Origin of the sequence: Amygdalobacter indicium (assembly GCF_029101545.1) — a bacterium.
Lineage (GTDB): Bacteria > Bacillota > Clostridia > Saccharofermentanales > Fastidiosipilaceae > Amygdalobacter > Amygdalobacter indicium.
The window spans coordinates 1,102,553-1,119,168 of record NZ_CP118866.1 but is presented as its reverse complement, the minus strand read 5'-3'; the positions used below and the strand labels follow the sequence as shown (position 1 = coordinate 1,119,168).

Sequence of the window (16,616 nt, the reverse complement as noted above, 5' to 3'; positions counted from 1 at the left end):
GAGATGAATCAGGATTTATATTTTTCATAGTAGCGCTTTAAATCCGGTAGCGGCCGGCCGTTTAAAGCTAAGTCCTGCGCTTTTTGTCGGAGACTTTCAGCCGCTGTTACAGTTTGCAGATTTGTCGTTTCGTCCGCAGGCGCGATTTGAAAATGAGTCTTTTGAAAAGCGTTCAAAGCGGCGGCCTGCTGCGGGAAATTGCAGTTGAGAAAATTTTGCATATCTTCAGCCGGCGGGGCAAAGAGGCAATAAGAAGCGGTTACAGGGGTGGCAGAAGTCGGCGTTTGCGCCTGCGGGAGAGGGTCAGCGAATTTTAAGCACCAGGAGTGGAGAAACTGACGTTGACAAAGCTGATTCAATTCACAATATTGCCGATATAGCGGCGCTGTGAGAATAGCAGCGCTACTAAGATCAGCAGGTGGCAGCTCAAGTAAATTGCTTAAAAGCCGGCGGTAGGCACAAGTGCTTAAAGGATTGTCGCTGAACCTTAATTCATCCAATTTTAACTGTTCTTCCGCTCCTATTTCTTTTTTGAAAGATACATGCCGTTCAGCCAGCGGCAACTTAGCCATTTCCGCCAGCGCCCTCAAATCGTACAGAGTTTCTCCGAGCAAAGGATGACCGATACTTAAGCAGTGTAAACGGATTTGGTGCGTACGACCGGTAACGATACGGCAAAGCAGCAGGGAGACATTAATTTCCGGATTATATCCGAGGACACGATAAAAAGTTAGACAATTTTTCCCTTTATCACTGCTGATTCTTCTTTCTATAATTGAACCTTCACGTCGACAAATAGGATAAGCGATGTAAGCCGTTCGGGCAGCACCTTCAAGTTCAGGCAGCAAACCGGAGGCGAGGATCTCTTCAACTTGTAAAATTGCATCTTTCGGCAAAAATTCTTCTCCCGCATTCACAGCTTCCACCCGCCCGTAAACACAGGTAAGATAATATTTTTCTTCCGGCAAAGCGGCAAAAAGCGCGTGGGCGTAAGCATTGCTTGCCAGTAATACAAGTCCGGAGCTGTCTTTGTCCAAACGATTAATTAAATGAACTTCCGAGTCGCTGATTTTTTTACTTAATGAATTTTCCGGCTGATGAAAATTGGGATGAGTCAACATGCCGGCCGGTTTATTACAAGCGACAAACCAGCGATTTTGAAAAATAACATATTGTGCGGCACCTTCTTTGAGCGTTAAAGGCTTAAGCTCCGATATATCGTCAACAATCTCAGCAACATCTCCGGCTTTGACCGTGACTGTAAGAAGTTCAGTTTGCTGATTTAATTTGAAATATCCGTGAAATTTAATTTGCTTGATCCGCCGATTGGAAAAGTTATAATGGCGGCGTAAAGCATCGACGGCACGTAAACCGCTGTCCGCTTCGGAAAAAACAAGCTCCAACACCATAAATAGAACCTCTTTATAATTCTCATAAATTTAAAGACCTATGTGACGTAAATTATAGGTTTACAGTTGAATAAAAAGTCTTTTTATATTACCATAGTTTTGTTGTTTTATTTTATAAGCGATAGTTGATTAAACTGTTTCGCTTTGCCGGGACGGGAATTTTATTTCCGTGCAGGTTTTCAGCGGAACTTTATGACTTATTGTAAGAATAAATGAACTTTGACAATTGAATATGGAGGTGTTCAGAATGTGGCAAATATTATTAATAGCTGCAGTCGGCCTTATTGTAGGCTTCGGAATAGCATACTTCCTCTTTAACTCGAAATTTAGTAAGATTCGACAAGCTTTACAGGCAGAAGAAACTGAAGCGAACAGAAATGCAAATGAGATTATCGAAGAAGCTAAGCGCCAGGGTGAGAAAGTCAAACGTGACTATCTCATGCAGGTTAAGGAAGAAGTACACAAGGCTAAATTGCAGTTGGATCAGGAAATTCGCAGTGAAAAAGAGAATTTCAGCAAAGAGCGTAACCGTTTGGAGCAGAAAGAGAATAATCTTGATCGTAAGTTGGAACAGAATGCGCAGAGGGTGATTCAACTTGATTCGCGTGATAAACAATTAAGCGAAAGAGAAGCGAAATTACAGGCTTTGGAGGCCGAAAGAGAGGTAGCTTTACAGGAAGTTGCTTCACTCAGTCTGGAAGAAGCCAAGCAGCAGGTGCTCAGCATAGCCGAGAAACGCTATTATCGCGATATGGCGATAATGTACAAGCGGATGGAAGATGAAACGAAGGAAAAAGCGGAAGCGGAAGCCCGTTCCATCGTGGTTACGGCTATTCAACGTTTTGCCTCGGACTTTGTTTCCGAGACTACAGTGTCCGTTGTCGATTTGCCGAGTGATGAGATGAAAGGACGTATTATCGGGCGTGAGGGCCGTAATATTCGTGCTTTTGAGGCTGTTACGGGTGTTGATATCATAATTGACGATACACCGGGAGCGGTTGTTCTTTCCTGCTTTAATCCGGTTAGACGCGAGATTGCCAAAATGACTTTGGAAAAATTAATTCAGGACGGTCGTATTCATCCGACCAGGATTGAAGAAATGTTTGAAAAAGCGACCAAAGAGATAGACCAGATGATTGTCAAAGCGGGTGATGAGGCTGCTTTTGAGACGGGAATCATCGGTATGGCACCGGAAGTGCGACATTATTTGGGACGTTTGAAATATCGTACAAGTTACGGTCAAAACGTTTTGCAACACTGTATTGAAGTTTCCAAGATTGCCGGGATGATGGCGGCTGATTTGGGCTTGGACAGTGAAATGGCGAAACGTGCGGGCTTATTGCATGATATAGGCAAGTCATGTGACTTTGAAATTGAAGGTACACATGTTGAATTGGGCGTTGAAATTGCGAAAAAATATAAGGAACCGGAAGTTGTTGTAAACGCAATAGCCTCACATCACGGCGATTGTGAAGCTAAGAGTGAAATTGCGGTTCTTGTTATGGCGGCTGATGCCGTTTCGGCGGCAAGACCGGGTGCAAGACGTGAGAACTTGGAAACTTATGTCAAGAGAATTGAGAAGTTGGAGAAGCTGACGGAATCTTTTGACGGCGTGGCTAAAGCTTACGCTATTCAGGCCGGACGTGAAATTCGTGTTATTGTCAATCCCGAGTTGGTCGACGATGCCGAGATGGCGTTGAAGGCGCATGAGATTTGTCAGAAGATCGAAGAAGAATTGGCTTATCCGGGTCAAATAAAGGTAAGCATGATTCGTGAAACACGAGCGATTGATTACGCGCGTTAAATGTAATCGCTAAAATCCCTGCAGTTCCAGCAACTGCGGGGGATTTTTTTGCCTGTTCGTCGCTGCGGGTGATTGGCCTAAGCAGAGTAAAAAACAATTAAGTTCGATTGGGGCGGTGAAAATAGCGGAAAAATTTGTCATATTAGCTAAAAACATCTTTAATTAATCAAATATTATTGTCAATATGCTAAAATTTGTATAAATAGAGCAGCTAAAAAGCTTTATTTCTTGTCAATTTGACAAGAAAATTTGCTAAGATGCAGCAGGGAGGATTTTATGGACACTTCAAGTTCCCAAGTAACTAAAGTTCCGCTTACCAAAGAAACTACCAACATGACCTGGAAAGCAATCACTTTGATGGCTTTCATGACCGTTTGGGGTTTCGGTAACGTTGTTAACGGTTATGCCTACTTTAACGGAGTTAAATCCATTGTAAGCTGGGTAATAGTATTTGTACTCTATTTCATTCCGTATTCATTGATTGTCGGTGAGTTGGGTTCAACTTTCAAAGAGTCGGGAGCAGGCGTTTCAGCCTGGATTGAAAAAACTTTCTCCAAACGTCTGGCATATTATGCCGGTTGGACCTATTGGGTAGTTCATATGCCCTATATTTCCCAAAAACCGCTTAATGTCGTAATTGCAGCCAGTTGGGCGATTTATGGAGATAAGCGTTTGTCGACGTACAATATTGTTCATGTGCAAATTGTTTGTATCATTATTTTTCTTTGTGTACTTGCTTTTGCTCAATTCGGAGTTAAAATGGTCAAACATTTCTGCTCCGTTGCCGGCATGGTCAGTATAGTTTTGTCATTCATGTTTATTTTGATGGCAGTCAGTGCGCCGGCGATCAGAGGCACGGAAATTACGGTTAATGCCATCCCGCAAGATTTAGCTTCCTACATTCCCGACTTCAATTTCGGCTATTTTGCCAGCTTTTCTATTTTAATTTTTGCAGTCGGAGGTTGTGAGAAAATTTCCCCTTATGTCAATAAAATGGACAAACCGGGTAAAGATTTCCCCAAGAGTATAATTTTCATGACAATAATGGTTGTAGTCTGTGCCGTTATCGGTACCATTGCTTTAGCTTTGATGTTCGATCCTTTAAATCCGCCGAAAGATATGGTTACCAACGGCGCTTATCAAGCTTTCCAGCAACTGGGTAATTGGTACGGTGTGGGTGATATTTTCGTGAAAATTTATGCTTTGTCGATTGCTATAACCAATTTTGCCGTTATGATCCTGTCAATTGATGCACCTTTGCGGATTTTGATTGAATCTTCCGATGAACAATTCATACCGGCGAACTTGAAAAAACAGAATAAACACGGCACTTATACCAACGGTACAATAATGATTACGATTATTGTCTTAATTTTGTTGATTATCCCTCTTTTCGGTATCGGCGGTGTCAATGACATGGTAAGTTTCCTGATTAAATTGAATTCCGTTTGCATGCCTTTGCGTTATTTGTGGGTCTTCCTGGCCTATTTCGGTCTGAAACGGCTGCTGAATCAGAAAGCGGAATATGTTATGACTAAAAACGCTCTTATCGGTAAGATTTTGGGCGCCTGGTGCTTCGGCGTTACTGCCTTGTTCTGTATTTTGGGTATGCATAACAATAATATTTATATAATGATTCTGAATGTTTTAACGCCCTTCGTTCTGATCGGTTTAGGCCTGATTATGCCCTATATCGCCAAGAAGCAGCGGGAAAAGCTGCAAAATTGACAGCTATTAACTAAAATATGAGGCTTAAGCTCGGCCTGTTTACCTGTAGCTTAAGCCTTTTGTTCCGGGACAGCGGAAACAGCGCATATAACAAGCAGGTGAATTTGACAATAGTCGTAAAACAGGCTAAAATTCTTACTGCTTGCAATTTATTAAGGAGGAAACTTCGATGAGTAAAAGAACGTTTCAACCCAAAAAGAAACAAAGAAGCCGTGAACATGGTTTCCGTAAACGCATGAGAACTGCTTCGGGCCGTGAAGTTTTGCGCCGTCGCAGACAGAAGGGACGCAAAGTCTTATCTGCGTAATTACTTTAGTTTTCTATTTTGTGAAAAAGGGCTGCTTGGGGTAGCCTTTTTTTATAGTATGAGGATGATGAAATGATGGCATTAGCTCGTTTGCGCCGCAACAATCGCTTGAAAGCTCCTTATAGTTTTTCCAAAACTATGAAAAAAGGACAATTGTATATCGGCAAATATTTGAATTGTTATATTTTCCCGAAAAAATACGGCGATGTACGCTTAGGCGTCACTTGCGTCAAACAAACTCCCAATGCCGTGTGGCGTAACTACTATAAGCGACGTTTGCGTCTGGCTTATCAGGCTAACTTTAACTTGCTGAAACAACAATTTACCGCACCTATTGATATCGTTCTGGTGGCTAAACATCGGGCGGAAAAATTTTCAAGTGAAAAATATATCGCCGATTTAGCTGCTATCTTACAAAATTTGTCACTTCATGCTAAAATTAGACGTTAGTTTATGTAACAAGGAGAATTTGAATGATGCTTTCACAAGCGTTGCTATTGGAGCCGCTGTATATCTTTTTCGGTGCAGTTTTGCGCGGCTTGTACAATCTTACCGGTAACTACGGTATAGCTATTCTTATTTACGGTATAGCTGTCCGTATATTGTTGATGCCTTTTAATGTCAAACAACACAAGAATTCTTTGCGCCAACGAGCCTTACAACCCAAGTTGGCGGAATTGCAGCGCAGTTGCGGCAAAGATAAAATGCGTTACCAGCAGGAAATGATGAATTTGTACAAAGAAAACGGAGTTTCCATGACCGGCGGTATGGGCTTTATGTTCTTGAGCATTTTATTGATGTGGCCGATTTATCGTGTCGTTATTGCCCCGTTTACCTATCTCAGCTCCATTTCCATAGATTCTCTGCATAAAATTGCTGATTTCGTAGCCACAAAAGGTTTGATTACGGAAGCTGTGGCTAAAAATATTGAGACAGATAATATTGGATTGATTAATGCCTTGCATAACAGTCCGGCTGTTTTAGCCGATTTGGTCAATCAGGGCTTAATGAAAACGCAGGATTTAATCAGTCTGAATTTCTTCGGAATTGATCTGGGCTTGATTCCCAAGTGGGATATAACAGTCTACTTCGGACCGGACAGCAAAGTTTGGCTGCCTATTCTGATCATTGTCCTTTTGAACTTGATAACTTCTATTTTTCCGCAAATTCTCTCTCAACGCCTGAATCCGATGATGGCTAAGACCAAAGAAGCCAATGATTTGGCCAAGGTCAATCCGGCACGTTCCGCCGAGAATAACACCGCCAATACTATGAATCGTTCGCTTTTGATTACAATGCCGCTGATGATGCTGATGTTTTCCATGTGGATGCCGACGGCTATGACCTTATACTGGATTGTCGGTAACCTGATGATGATGTTGCAAACGTATTTGTTCTACATAATTTATACGCGCCCGTATGAGCGTTTAATGGCTCAAGCCGACAGCACATCTTTGAAAACCAGAGATGAAGTGAAAGCGGAGTTACATAAGTTAAAAAAGTAAATTTATTTTAGGTAGTCCTAATAAAGGAGAAAATATGAGAAGTATTGAAGTCAAGGGTAAGACTGTAGAAGAAGCTGTAAGTAACGGCTTACAGGAACTCAATTTAACCAGAGATGCAGTCGAAGTTACCGTTTTGCAACAACCTGAAGCCGGTTCGTTTCTGGGTATCGGCAGAAAAGCGGCTGTTGTCCGTCTGACGGAAAAGGATAAACAGCAGGCTGAGACGTGTGAGAATGCAGAGGTTGTCGGGGAAGAAGAGCACGAGAAAACTGAGGCAACTGTCGCTGATACTCAAGCTGCTATTGCCGCTGCCGAAAAGTTTTTACGGGATATTTTATCCAACATGCATGTTGCTAATGTCTTGAAATGTCAGGAGTCGGAAGATACGCTGCATTTTAATATTTCCGGTGAGGATTGCGGTATTCTGATCGGTCGCCGCGGTGAAACTTTACGTTCATTACAATATTTGACTTCTCTGGTTGTCCATCAAGCAGGTTGTGACAAACGGGTTATTCTGGATATCGGCGATTATTTTGAAAAACGTAAAAATACTTTGATTTTACTGGCCAAAAAAACAGCTAAACGTTCGTTACTTAACGGCAACGCTTATGAGCTGAATCCGATGCGTTCGTTGGACCGCCGGGTTATTCATGAAGCTTTGGCCGGCATCAAGGGTATCTTGACTTATAGCGAAGGCGAAGAGCCCAATCGTTATGTTGTAATTGATTTGAGTGAGGATTATCAACCTAATATGCCGTTGCCGGAAGAGTTGGCCGATTTGGACGATAATGATACAGAGAATACGGCAAGATAATTGCAACTGATTATATTGACCTTTGAAACTGCCGGAACTTCCTGTTTTGGCAGTTTAATTTTAGGAGTACATTTTAATGAATGATGAGCTTATTTGTGCTTTTGCTACCGCGCCCGGTACAGCAGCGCTGGCTGTCTTGCGTATTTCCGGTCAGGGAGCTGCGCAGTTGGCCGATAAAATATTCCGTTTCGGTCCTATCGGCAGTAATAACAGCACGCGCAAAGTTGTTGCTTTGAACGGTTATCAGGCGGCGTACGGTCACGTGATTGATCCTTTGACGCAGGAAACTGTTGATGAAGTTGTACTTTTGCGCTACAAAGAGCCGCATTCGTATACCGGGGAAGAGATGGTCGAAATTTCCTGTCACGGTAACAGTGTCAGTCGTACAAGACTGCTGGAAGCCTGTCAGCATGCCGGTTGTCGTTTGGCGACCAAAGGTGAGTTCAGTAAACGTGCTTTTTTAAACGGCAAATTTACTTTGACGGAAGCTGAAGGTTTGGCGGATCTGTTGCAAGCGGAGGAAAAACAGGCGCAAAAGTTGGCTTTGCAGCAGCTGTCGGGTGCTTTGGGCAGACAATACAGCAAAATCAACAGCGATTTACTGGATTTTGAGGCTAAATGTCAAATGGCCATTGAATTTCCCGAATATCCCGAATATGACATAAGTGCGGCGGAATATAAGCGGAGAACAGGCGAACTTCGCCGTCAACTTCAAGTTCTGCTGGCCGGTTATAACCAGGGTAAAATAATTAAAGAAGGCTTAAAAATTGCAATATTAGGTGCACCCAATGCCGGTAAGTCGAGTCTGCTCAATGCGATACTTGATGAAGATAAGGCGATTGTAACGGATATTGCCGGCACTACACGTGACGTTTTAGAAGCGGAGACAAGTTACAAAGGAATTTTGTACCAATTCAAAGATACCGCCGGCATTCGTAAAAGTTCCGATAAGGTGGAGAAAGAGGGCATTAAGCGCAGCTTCAAAAGTGCATTTGAGGCCGATGTTGTTCTGTGGCTGGTGGGAGAACCTACCGATACAGCCTTATCCGTTGACAATGCAAGTACGTCGGCGCCGGAATGGGAAACTTACGTACAGGGTAATTTACCGGCAACTAAATTATTGCAGGAATTGCAAGCTAAAGGCATTAAGTTGTTTTTCGTGGTTACCAAGCAGGATTTATCCGTCTGCAAGCCACTTTTGCGTGAAATTAAGCAACAATATGCCGTGAATTATCCGGTTTTGCCCTGTTCCGTATATAATCGGACGGAGATAATGCAAATTTTGACAAGCTTATATGATTATTATCTCAGCTTGGGCGATCAGTCCTTACAACAAAACGTTAAAGTGAGTTCGCTGCGGCAATATCAGGGATTGGGTGAAATTGACGCAATATTGCAAAAGTTGGACGAAGCAGCAGGCGGTTCGCTGCCGCCTTTAGATATTTTGGATCAAATGTTGCAGGCTTGTTTAGAAAAGTTGGCACTTATTACCGGTCAAAAACCGGATGAAGCGGTGATTGAGACGATATTCAGCCGTTTCTGTGTCGGAAAATAGCGAAAAGCAGCAGTCAGCACCGATGAGGTAAAGGAGCATGGTATGCGGATTTTGGATATAAATAATATTGCAGCAGAACTGCAGGCGGCGGATATTTTTATTGCGGATCGATTCGATGTAGCTGTAGTCGGTGCCGGTCATGCCGGTATAGAGGCAGCTTATGCGGCTTGTAAATCGGTGGATAAAGTAGGATTATTTACCTTATCCATGGACGGTTTGGCCAACATGCCCTGCAACCCCCACATCGGCGGAACGGCCAAAGGACAATTGGTCCGGGAAATTGATGCGTTGGGCGGCTTGATGGGAGAAGCTGCGGATAAGAACGGCATTCATTTTCGGATGCTCAACACTTCCAAGGGCCCGGCAGTTTACAGTCCGCGGGCGCAAATTGATCGCAAAGCCTACCAACGTTATATGAAATTACGCTTGGAAGACATTGATAATTTGTTTATTAAACAAGCGGAAATTGTCGATTTGTTGTGGTGTCAAACAGACAAAGGGAAGAAAATTCTCGGTATAGTTTCCCGTTTCCATGCTGCTTATTTGGCTCAAAAAGTAATTATAACCACCGGTACCTATTTGAATTCGGAGATTATAGTCGGTCAGGAAAAATATCATCAAGGCCCCGACAGCTTGGCTTATTCAGAATACCTCAGCGGCAATATTGCCGCCTTAGGTATCCGAATGCAACGTTTCAAGACAGGTACCCCGGTCCGTATCCATAAAAGATCATGTGATTTCAGCGGTATGGAAGAACAAAAAGGCGATGCTGAACCTTTCTCCTTCAGTTTCCTTAATACTCCCAGTTATGCAACAGCCTCGTATATCGCCCACCCTTTAGCTAAAGAAAAACAACAAAGCTGTTTTGTGACTTATACCAATCCCACCACGCATACGATTATCAGAAATAACATCAGTCGTTCACCTTTATTCAGCGGCCTTATCAGCGGTACCGGTACACGTTATTGCCCGTCAATAGAAGATAAAGTGATGAAGTTTGCCGATAAAGAACGCCATCAATTGTTTATTGAACCTACAGGACTGGATACAAGAGAATTGTATATATCCGGCTTATCGAGTTCTTTACCGGAAGATGTGCAAATTCAGGTATTGCACAGTATAGCCGGCTTGGAAAAGGCGGAAATTACCCGTACGGCGTATGCAATTGAGTACGATTTGATAGATCCGCTGGAATTGCAGCTGACTTTGGAGAGCAAAAAGGTCGCCGGTTTGTATTTCGCCGGTCAAACAAACGGCAGTTCCGGTTACGAAGAAGCTGCGTGTCAGGGACTTATTGCCGGTGCCAATGCGGCATTAGCGGTAAGGGGCGAAGAAGCTTTGATTTTACAGCGTAATCAGGCTTATATCGGTGTACTTATCGACGATTTGGTTACCAAAGGAACGAAAGAGCCTTACCGGATGATGACTTCCCGGACGGAATATCGTTTGTCTTTAAGACAGGATAATGCCGATATGCGTCTGAGCGATATAGCATACAAGGCGCATTTAATCAGTAGAGAGCGGTATGAAAAATATTCAGCTAAAGTCGAAGCCGTTGCAACGGAGCTGAAACGCTTACAGGGAGTTAGCGTGAAACCGCAGGAGGCCCATGCTTATCTGCAATCTTTGAATTTGCCGGATTTAACGCAAACTTGTCATCTTGATGAATTATTACGTCGACCGCAATTTAATTACAATGTAACGGCGGCCTATGATTCCGAGCGTCCGGCTTTAGCTCCGGAAATAATTTTTGCCGTTGAAACACAACTTAAATATGCCGGTTATATCAAAATTGAACAGGAAAGAATTGCCCGTTTTGTCAAAATGGAGTCCCGTTTGTTGCCGCCGGATCTTGATTACAGCAGTCTGCACGGTTTACGCTTGGAAGCAAGACAGAAATTGCAGGAACAGCGGCCGAAAAATTTGGGTCAGGCAAGTAGAATCTCAGGTGTGTCGCCTGCCGATATATCTGTTTTGGTCGTATATTTGGAAGGTTATCGTCGTGAAAGAAAACAGGAAAAGCAATAAAGCTATAAATTATCAGGAATTGCTGCGACCTTTTAATATCAGCATAGAGGATTATACGGAAACTGTCGCTGTAGTCAGGCAGTTGGCTTGTGCTCTGCTGCAGCTGACTGATAAGGAAGTGCAGGAGCAGGCGGAGAAAGACGAGAATTTCGGGACCCAACTTTATGCCCGGATTTTTGCCCGGACATCTTATATTGAGCTCGAGCATGAATTGCAAGCGACGGATTTCAGCAGCAATTTGGCTATGACGGGCGAGAAATATCCCTCCTTGGCGGCCGATGTGATTACGCTGCTTGCCTCTCGCTGTAAGTTGCGCCTGACCAAGTCACAATATGAAAAAATTTTACGGTATTATTATTTACGCCTTGCAGTTAATCAACATTTGAATCTCAGCCGGATAAAAAAAGCGCAAGACATTGTAACGAGTGACATTTTCGACAGCTTTATGTTGGCAGGCAGAATAAAAGAGGCGTTGAACTCCTCAGCTGCGGGGAAATTGCTGGACATAGGGACAGGCGCCGGTATTCCGGGGATTATTTTGGCAATATTGTTGCCGGAATTAACTTGTGATTTATTGGATACGGTTAGAAAAAAATTAGCTTTTCTGGATTTCGTCTGCCGGGATTTGCAATTGCCTTGTAATCTGCTCTGGCAAAGGGTAGAAGACTATGCGCACAGTCAGGCGCGGCACAGCTATAATTTTGTTGTTGCTCGGGCAGTTTCCTCGTTACCGACTTTGCTGGAATACAGTTTGCCGTTAGTTAAAATCGGTAGTTTTTGTTTTTGTCTTAAGACCACCAATGAACCGGAGCTTTCAGCTGCCAAATTGCGCAATTTACTTGGGGCTTTAAGTTTGCCGCCCGCTGTTTATTCTTTGCCGCCTGCAGCTCAAGCGAATTTCCCTAGACAGATTATGGCATATCGCCAAGTTGCAAGCGTCGCTTCGACTTACCCGCGCCTGCATAATTTGCCGCGCACCCGAATGTTGGAGATTGCGCAAGAGCTGTCTTAAGGCTGTTAAAATACCGGATTTCTGTAAATGCTTCTTTTGTGCGTATCGACTTCTAAGTTTACATTTTTTTAATCTAAATGTTGAATAATATACATTATTGCTTATGAAAATGATTACTATAGAGATAAAATTTAGATGCTAGGAAAGAACAGGTTTGAACAGTGTTTATTAAGCGTGTAACGGCAGTTGCTCTTGCAGCATTTTTGCTTTTTTCTTCAGTTATTTTACAACAGGTTGCCGCGGCGGATACCGCCTCTTTAACGGCTGCTTCGGCCGCAGATTCAACTTTGCAGCCTGATGTGGCAGAAGCTTCAAATTCGACCGCTTTGCCGGCCGAAGGTGCAGCAAAGCCGGACAGGGCAACGGCCGGCTTGACGCCGCTTGAGAAGAAGCTTGAACCTGCAACTGTTAAGGAAGCTGCGAACAAGCCGGAAGTTGCAAGTAATGAAGAAAAAAAGAACGATCACTATTTGCCGCGGCCGCTGCCGGAAAAGGCTTTGCAGCAACAGCGCTCGGCTCAAATCAACTTAAATACACCGCAAGCTCTCACCGGCGACGCTTTGCCGCCTTGGCGCGATAAGCTGGAAGAGGCAGATGTGATGAAGATGCAGGGCTGTGAGGCGATTGCTGATGATGCTGCCAAACTGGTAATTATCCGTCCGAAAAACGGCGCCAAGGAAGGCTTTATAACGTGTTTAGATCCCGGAAAAGAAGTTAAGGATGATGATATAGCACATGGTAATGCAACAAAGGCAGACAAAGATTATTATGAATTTTTTTCAGCTAGAAATGCTGAGGCTGAAGCTATCGAAAAGTTTATTGCTGAACATCCGGGATATACTTTGCACTTTGAAGGAAGAATATATTTTTACAAAGAATTAACTCGAGGAAAAGTGCCGCGTGACATCCAGGCACATTCTTTCTTAAAAAATAACCAACTCGCCTCTTTGGGCAACATCGGCGATGTTAATGTCAGGTTTATGACATCTGCCTACGCCTTACTGAAAAACGCTACGGAAATTAAGGACATTAAAGAGTTAAGCAAATGGAAATTTCAAACAAATCATAATACTGACTTTGGAAGTTACTTCCAAGGAATGGAGAGCCTTACAGGTTATACGGATTTCAGTAAATGGCAGTCCAACTTCAACATCGTTTATATGGAATCTATGTTTCAAAATGCGGGAACGGATGACTTCGTGCTTAATTTCAGCAATCTGAATTTGTACTATAAGGGTGGTAGTCTTTACAGTATAACGAACTTGCAAAATACTTTTGCCGGCTTCAGAGGCGTGTTGGTGGCGAATAATTGGAAGGTTGACTTTGAATATACAAAGAGAAATATAACAAGGCATGTAAATGCTTTGATTGCATCTAAAAATACTAAAACAGAAAAAGGTAGAACAAAACTGATAAACAAGTTGAGTCTGAAGGATCCCAACCTGTTCGGTCAAACGGAAGAGCAAACGAAAAATGATTACATTCTGAAAAATCTGGTGGTTACGGATAATCCGGATCTGCTGGAGCTGGGAGCCAAAGCTAAATATTACAAAGAAATCACAATAACCTATAAAGACAAAACAGAAACATTGCAATTACCGGCATGCTACGATTCCCGGGTTAATGAGAACTTTGAAACTGATACCTCCAAGCCGGCGTCCGGAGATTATATGAAGATCGTTAAACATCAGGTAGACAAGGCTATTCAAGCCAAAGAGCAGGAGATGCGGCAAAAGTACAATATTCCCGCCGATATGCAGCTATTTCCGACACAGAAAATTACCTTTACACCTACCTCATTATTTCAGAATTATAAGATAGATTATCCGCCGGCTGATGTGCAAATGGAAGCGCAGCCGCCTGAACAGACAGTATACGAGGGGCAGGAAATAAATCAGATTAAAATTACCGTCACAAGCCAAAAAGAGGAAAACTTACCGACTTTTGCGTTTGATCAGGCTTGGCAAACGGAATTAGCAAAAATAGGCTTAAAATTCACGCCCGCTGCTCCCGATCCCAATAACAGGAAAGTGCTGGCTGCCGGTACAATCAGCGGCATTATTAAAGACAATTCCTTGCAACAGGAACTGGACAGCAAAGGTGCAAAAACGTATCAGATTACAGTTACAGGTAAAACAACAAGCGGGAAGGAATTTAAGTGTGAGCAGACTCTTAAAATTACAGTGACCCGTCAGATTGCAGTCGGCAACAAACCGGAAACGAGCGGGAAATTGAGCCTTTATCTGGTCGCAGTCGGACTGTTGAGCTTATTGCTGTTCAGCGGCAGAAAAACAGTAAGAAATTAAGCCTTAAGTAGAGTAAAAACCGCTTGGGGGTACTATACCGGGACATTATAATTTGTGACTCATAATTATTTGCCACAACTAATATATGGCACTTGCCAAGATGAAAAAGTTTGGTTATAATGTAAAAGCTTCGGTTGGACTTAGCTTTGTTGCTTGACATTGAGATGACTAAGTGCTACAATTGCTAATTGTCACACGAATATACGGTGGGATTAGCTAAGTTTGGTTATAGCGCCAGATTGTGGCTCTGGAGGCCATGGGTTCGACTCCCATATCTCACCCTTATTTAGGGATGTAGCCAAGCGGTTACGGCACGGGGTTTTGATTCCCGCATGCGCAGGTTCGAGTCCTGCCATCCCTGTCGATCCATTAGCTCAGTTGGTAGAGCACTTGACTTTTAATCAAGGGGCCGAGGGTTCAAGTCCCTCATGGGTCACTTAAGCACCGTAGGAATACGGTGCTTTTTCTTTGCCCGAAAATAATTACAGGCAGCACGTAAAACTGAGAACCTGAATTGTTACTCCGACTGTTACAAAGTTTGACTTTAATTTTCGAGCTTGAACTGCTAATATAAAGCAAAATGTGGAATAAAGAGGTTGACACATGAGTTTTGATCAAATCTTGAATCGTATCCGTATCAGCGGCTTGAAAAAGCTGTTGGCGGCTATCATAGCTTTAATTATCGTTTTAACGGCATATGCAGCAGCTTTTATCTACCGCTCACAAAGAAATGCCGCTCTTTATTCCGATTTTATCAACACTTATAATACGAACAATTCTCAGGCGGCAGCTTACCTTGACGCAGAAACGAAAGAAGTTTTGTACGGTAAGCCGACAGGTGAAGCACAGGCTGTGGTGCAGGCTGCTTTGGCACAATCCGTGCAAAACTTCAGCAGCTTGCAGATGCCTGATACTGCCGATACGTCCGATCAGCAAGCGCTCGAGGTGGAACATTTGACGGCAGCGAGCGTTATACCGTTATTCTATAAAGAGCTCAATACCGCAGATTCCAAAGTCCGAAATTCAGTTAAACAAATTCTCCAAAGTCCGGCCGATATGACAGCTTACAACGAATTGAAAAAGGAGCTGGGCACGTGTTTAGCCGCCGGTAAGGGCAATTTGGAAAAAGTGAAGGAAAGTATGCAATTGCAAAAAGTTCCGGCCTCGGGTTTGAGTTTACCCGGTTTACGTTCCGAAAAAATACAATTGAGTTTGACTGATGTTTCCGTATTACAAGCGCATGTTAAACAGGCTTTACAGGAAGAAGGAGAACATTTTACCGATCTTTTGAACAAAATAGCGGGCAGTACGGAATCGTTGAATGAGCCGGCGCAAACGTCGACAGATAAGCAGCCTGAGGAAACAACAGTCAAAGTGACGGAAACAGTTGCCGCAAGTAAAGCTAAGACGACAACTGCAGCGCCGAAAAAGACGGATAAACTGAAGCCGAGCACTAAACCTGGAAAGACGCAGCCTGTTGTCAGCGGGACTAAAAAGTTTGTACCGCGCAAAGTGCCGAATAATTTGGTGCAAAATTCTTCTTCACCCAAGGCTGACAGCAAAGTTCCGACTGTCGGCAAGTATTATGCTGTAAAAATCAGTGATAATATTTATGCTATTGCTCAAAGTGCTTATGCCGGAGAATATGAGAATTTTGCCGTTAATCCCGATTACTATATTGATTTGATTATCAGTGCCAATAAACTGACAGTAAGAAAGAATGTTGTCTATTTGCGCGATAAACAGGTTATATATATTCCGCGTCCGTAAAAACGGCGAAACGGTCCGTAAAAATAAGTACAGCGCTAACGGCTTCGATGCTTGACATTGGAGCCGTTTTTTTGCGGAGTAAAAACGGAAGCGGCAAATTTGACTAATTAAATTGTGATTGTGAAAGAAAAAAGGCAAAGAAAAAGACTCACATAAAGTGAGTCTCATTAACTATGGGGAAGGACGGATTCGAACCATCGAAGTCGTAGACAACAGATTTACAGTCTGCCCCCTTTGGCCACTCGGGAACTTCCCCAAATATAAAATTGTGAATGGGCCCTCAGGGACTCGAACCCAGGACCGACCGGTTATGAGCCGGCTGCTCTAACCGACTGAGCTAAAGGCCCGCTGATAGCGACAAGTGATATGTTAGCAAAA

The 16,616-nt window shown here is 43.2% G+C and carries 12 protein-coding genes and 5 tRNA genes; 14 read left to right on the top strand and 3 right to left on the bottom strand.

Going from position 1 to position 16,616, the window contains the following annotated elements:
* Positions 1-8: 8 nt before the first annotated feature.
* Positions 9-1,409, bottom strand: a complete 1,401-nt coding sequence (locus PYS60_RS04705; RefSeq protein ID WP_315568074.1) for a pseudouridine synthase — start codon at positions 1,407-1,409, stop codon at positions 9-11.
* Positions 1,410-1,656: 247 nt separating this feature from the next.
* Between PYS60_RS04705 and rny the strand changes: the two genes are divergently transcribed.
* The 14 genes from rny to PYS60_RS04635 all read left to right on the top strand — a co-directional run bounded on the left by rny (position 1,657) and on the right by PYS60_RS04635 (position 16,238).
* Positions 1,657-3,213, top strand: coding sequence for a ribonuclease Y (rny, locus tag PYS60_RS04700; protein WP_390866517.1), 1,557 nt, complete (start codon positions 1,657-1,659; stop codon positions 3,211-3,213).
* A gap of 276 nt (positions 3,214-3,489) precedes the next feature.
* Positions 3,490-4,941 carry an APC family permease gene (locus PYS60_RS04695; RefSeq protein WP_390866516.1) on the top strand — a complete coding sequence of 484 codons (1,452 nt, stop codon included), beginning with the start codon at positions 3,490-3,492 and terminating at the stop codon, positions 4,939-4,941.
* 169 nt (positions 4,942-5,110) lie between these two features.
* Positions 5,111-5,248, top strand: a complete 138-nt coding sequence (gene rpmH, locus PYS60_RS04690; protein ID WP_315568072.1) for a 50S ribosomal protein L34 — start codon at positions 5,111-5,113, stop codon at positions 5,246-5,248.
* Positions 5,249-5,320: 72 nt separating this feature from the next.
* Positions 5,321-5,698 carry a ribonuclease P protein component gene (gene rnpA, locus PYS60_RS04685; RefSeq protein ID WP_315568070.1) on the top strand — a complete coding sequence of 126 codons (378 nt, stop codon included), beginning with the start codon at positions 5,321-5,323 and terminating at the stop codon, positions 5,696-5,698.
* Positions 5,699-5,721: 23 nt separating this feature from the next.
* Positions 5,722-6,753 (top strand): YidC/Oxa1 family membrane protein insertase, encoded by a 1,032-nt coding sequence (locus PYS60_RS04680; protein WP_315568069.1) that lies wholly within the window; start codon positions 5,722-5,724, stop codon positions 6,751-6,753.
* Between the two features lie 34 nt (positions 6,754-6,787).
* Entirely contained in the window at positions 6,788-7,567 is a 780-nt protein-coding gene (gene jag, locus PYS60_RS04675) for an RNA-binding cell elongation regulator Jag/EloR (RefSeq protein WP_315568066.1), read from the top strand.
* Between the two features lie 76 nt (positions 7,568-7,643).
* On the top strand, positions 7,644-9,122 hold the full coding sequence (mnmE, locus tag PYS60_RS04670; RefSeq protein ID WP_315568065.1) for a tRNA uridine-5-carboxymethylaminomethyl(34) synthesis GTPase MnmE: 1,479 nt from the start codon (positions 7,644-7,646) through the stop codon (positions 9,120-9,122).
* A 42-nt stretch (positions 9,123-9,164) separates the two neighbouring features.
* A complete protein-coding gene (gene mnmG, locus PYS60_RS04665) occupies positions 9,165-11,150 on the top strand; it encodes a tRNA uridine-5-carboxymethylaminomethyl(34) synthesis enzyme MnmG (RefSeq protein WP_315568064.1) in 1,986 nt (661 codons plus the stop codon).
* Positions 11,125-12,162, top strand: a complete 1,038-nt coding sequence (gene rsmG / locus PYS60_RS04660; protein WP_315568062.1) for a 16S rRNA (guanine(527)-N(7))-methyltransferase RsmG — start codon at positions 11,125-11,127, stop codon at positions 12,160-12,162. The genes mnmG and rsmG overlap by 26 nt, the downstream gene beginning before the upstream one ends.
* A 161-nt stretch (positions 12,163-12,323) precedes the next feature.
* Positions 12,324-14,468 (top strand): hypothetical protein, encoded by a 2,145-nt coding sequence (locus PYS60_RS04655; RefSeq protein WP_315568060.1) that lies wholly within the window; start codon positions 12,324-12,326, stop codon positions 14,466-14,468.
* A 206-nt stretch (positions 14,469-14,674) separates the two neighbouring features.
* A tRNA-His gene (locus PYS60_RS04650) sits at positions 14,675-14,749 on the top strand.
* A gap of 7 nt (positions 14,750-14,756) precedes the next feature.
* A tRNA-Gln gene (locus tag PYS60_RS04645) sits at positions 14,757-14,829 on the top strand.
* Between the two features lie 2 nt (positions 14,830-14,831).
* Positions 14,832-14,904 (top strand) — tRNA-Lys (locus PYS60_RS04640).
* A gap of 167 nt (positions 14,905-15,071) precedes the next feature.
* Entirely contained in the window at positions 15,072-16,238 is a 1,167-nt protein-coding gene (locus PYS60_RS04635; RefSeq protein ID WP_315568058.1) for a hypothetical protein, read from the top strand.
* Positions 16,239-16,412: 174 nt separating this feature from the next.
* Here PYS60_RS04635 and PYS60_RS04630 read toward each other — a convergent pair.
* Positions 16,413-16,494: transfer RNA gene (locus PYS60_RS04630), tRNA-Tyr, on the bottom strand.
* Between the two features lie 17 nt (positions 16,495-16,511).
* A tRNA-Ile gene (locus tag PYS60_RS04625) sits at positions 16,512-16,585 on the bottom strand.
* Positions 16,586-16,616: the final 31 nt, after the last annotated feature.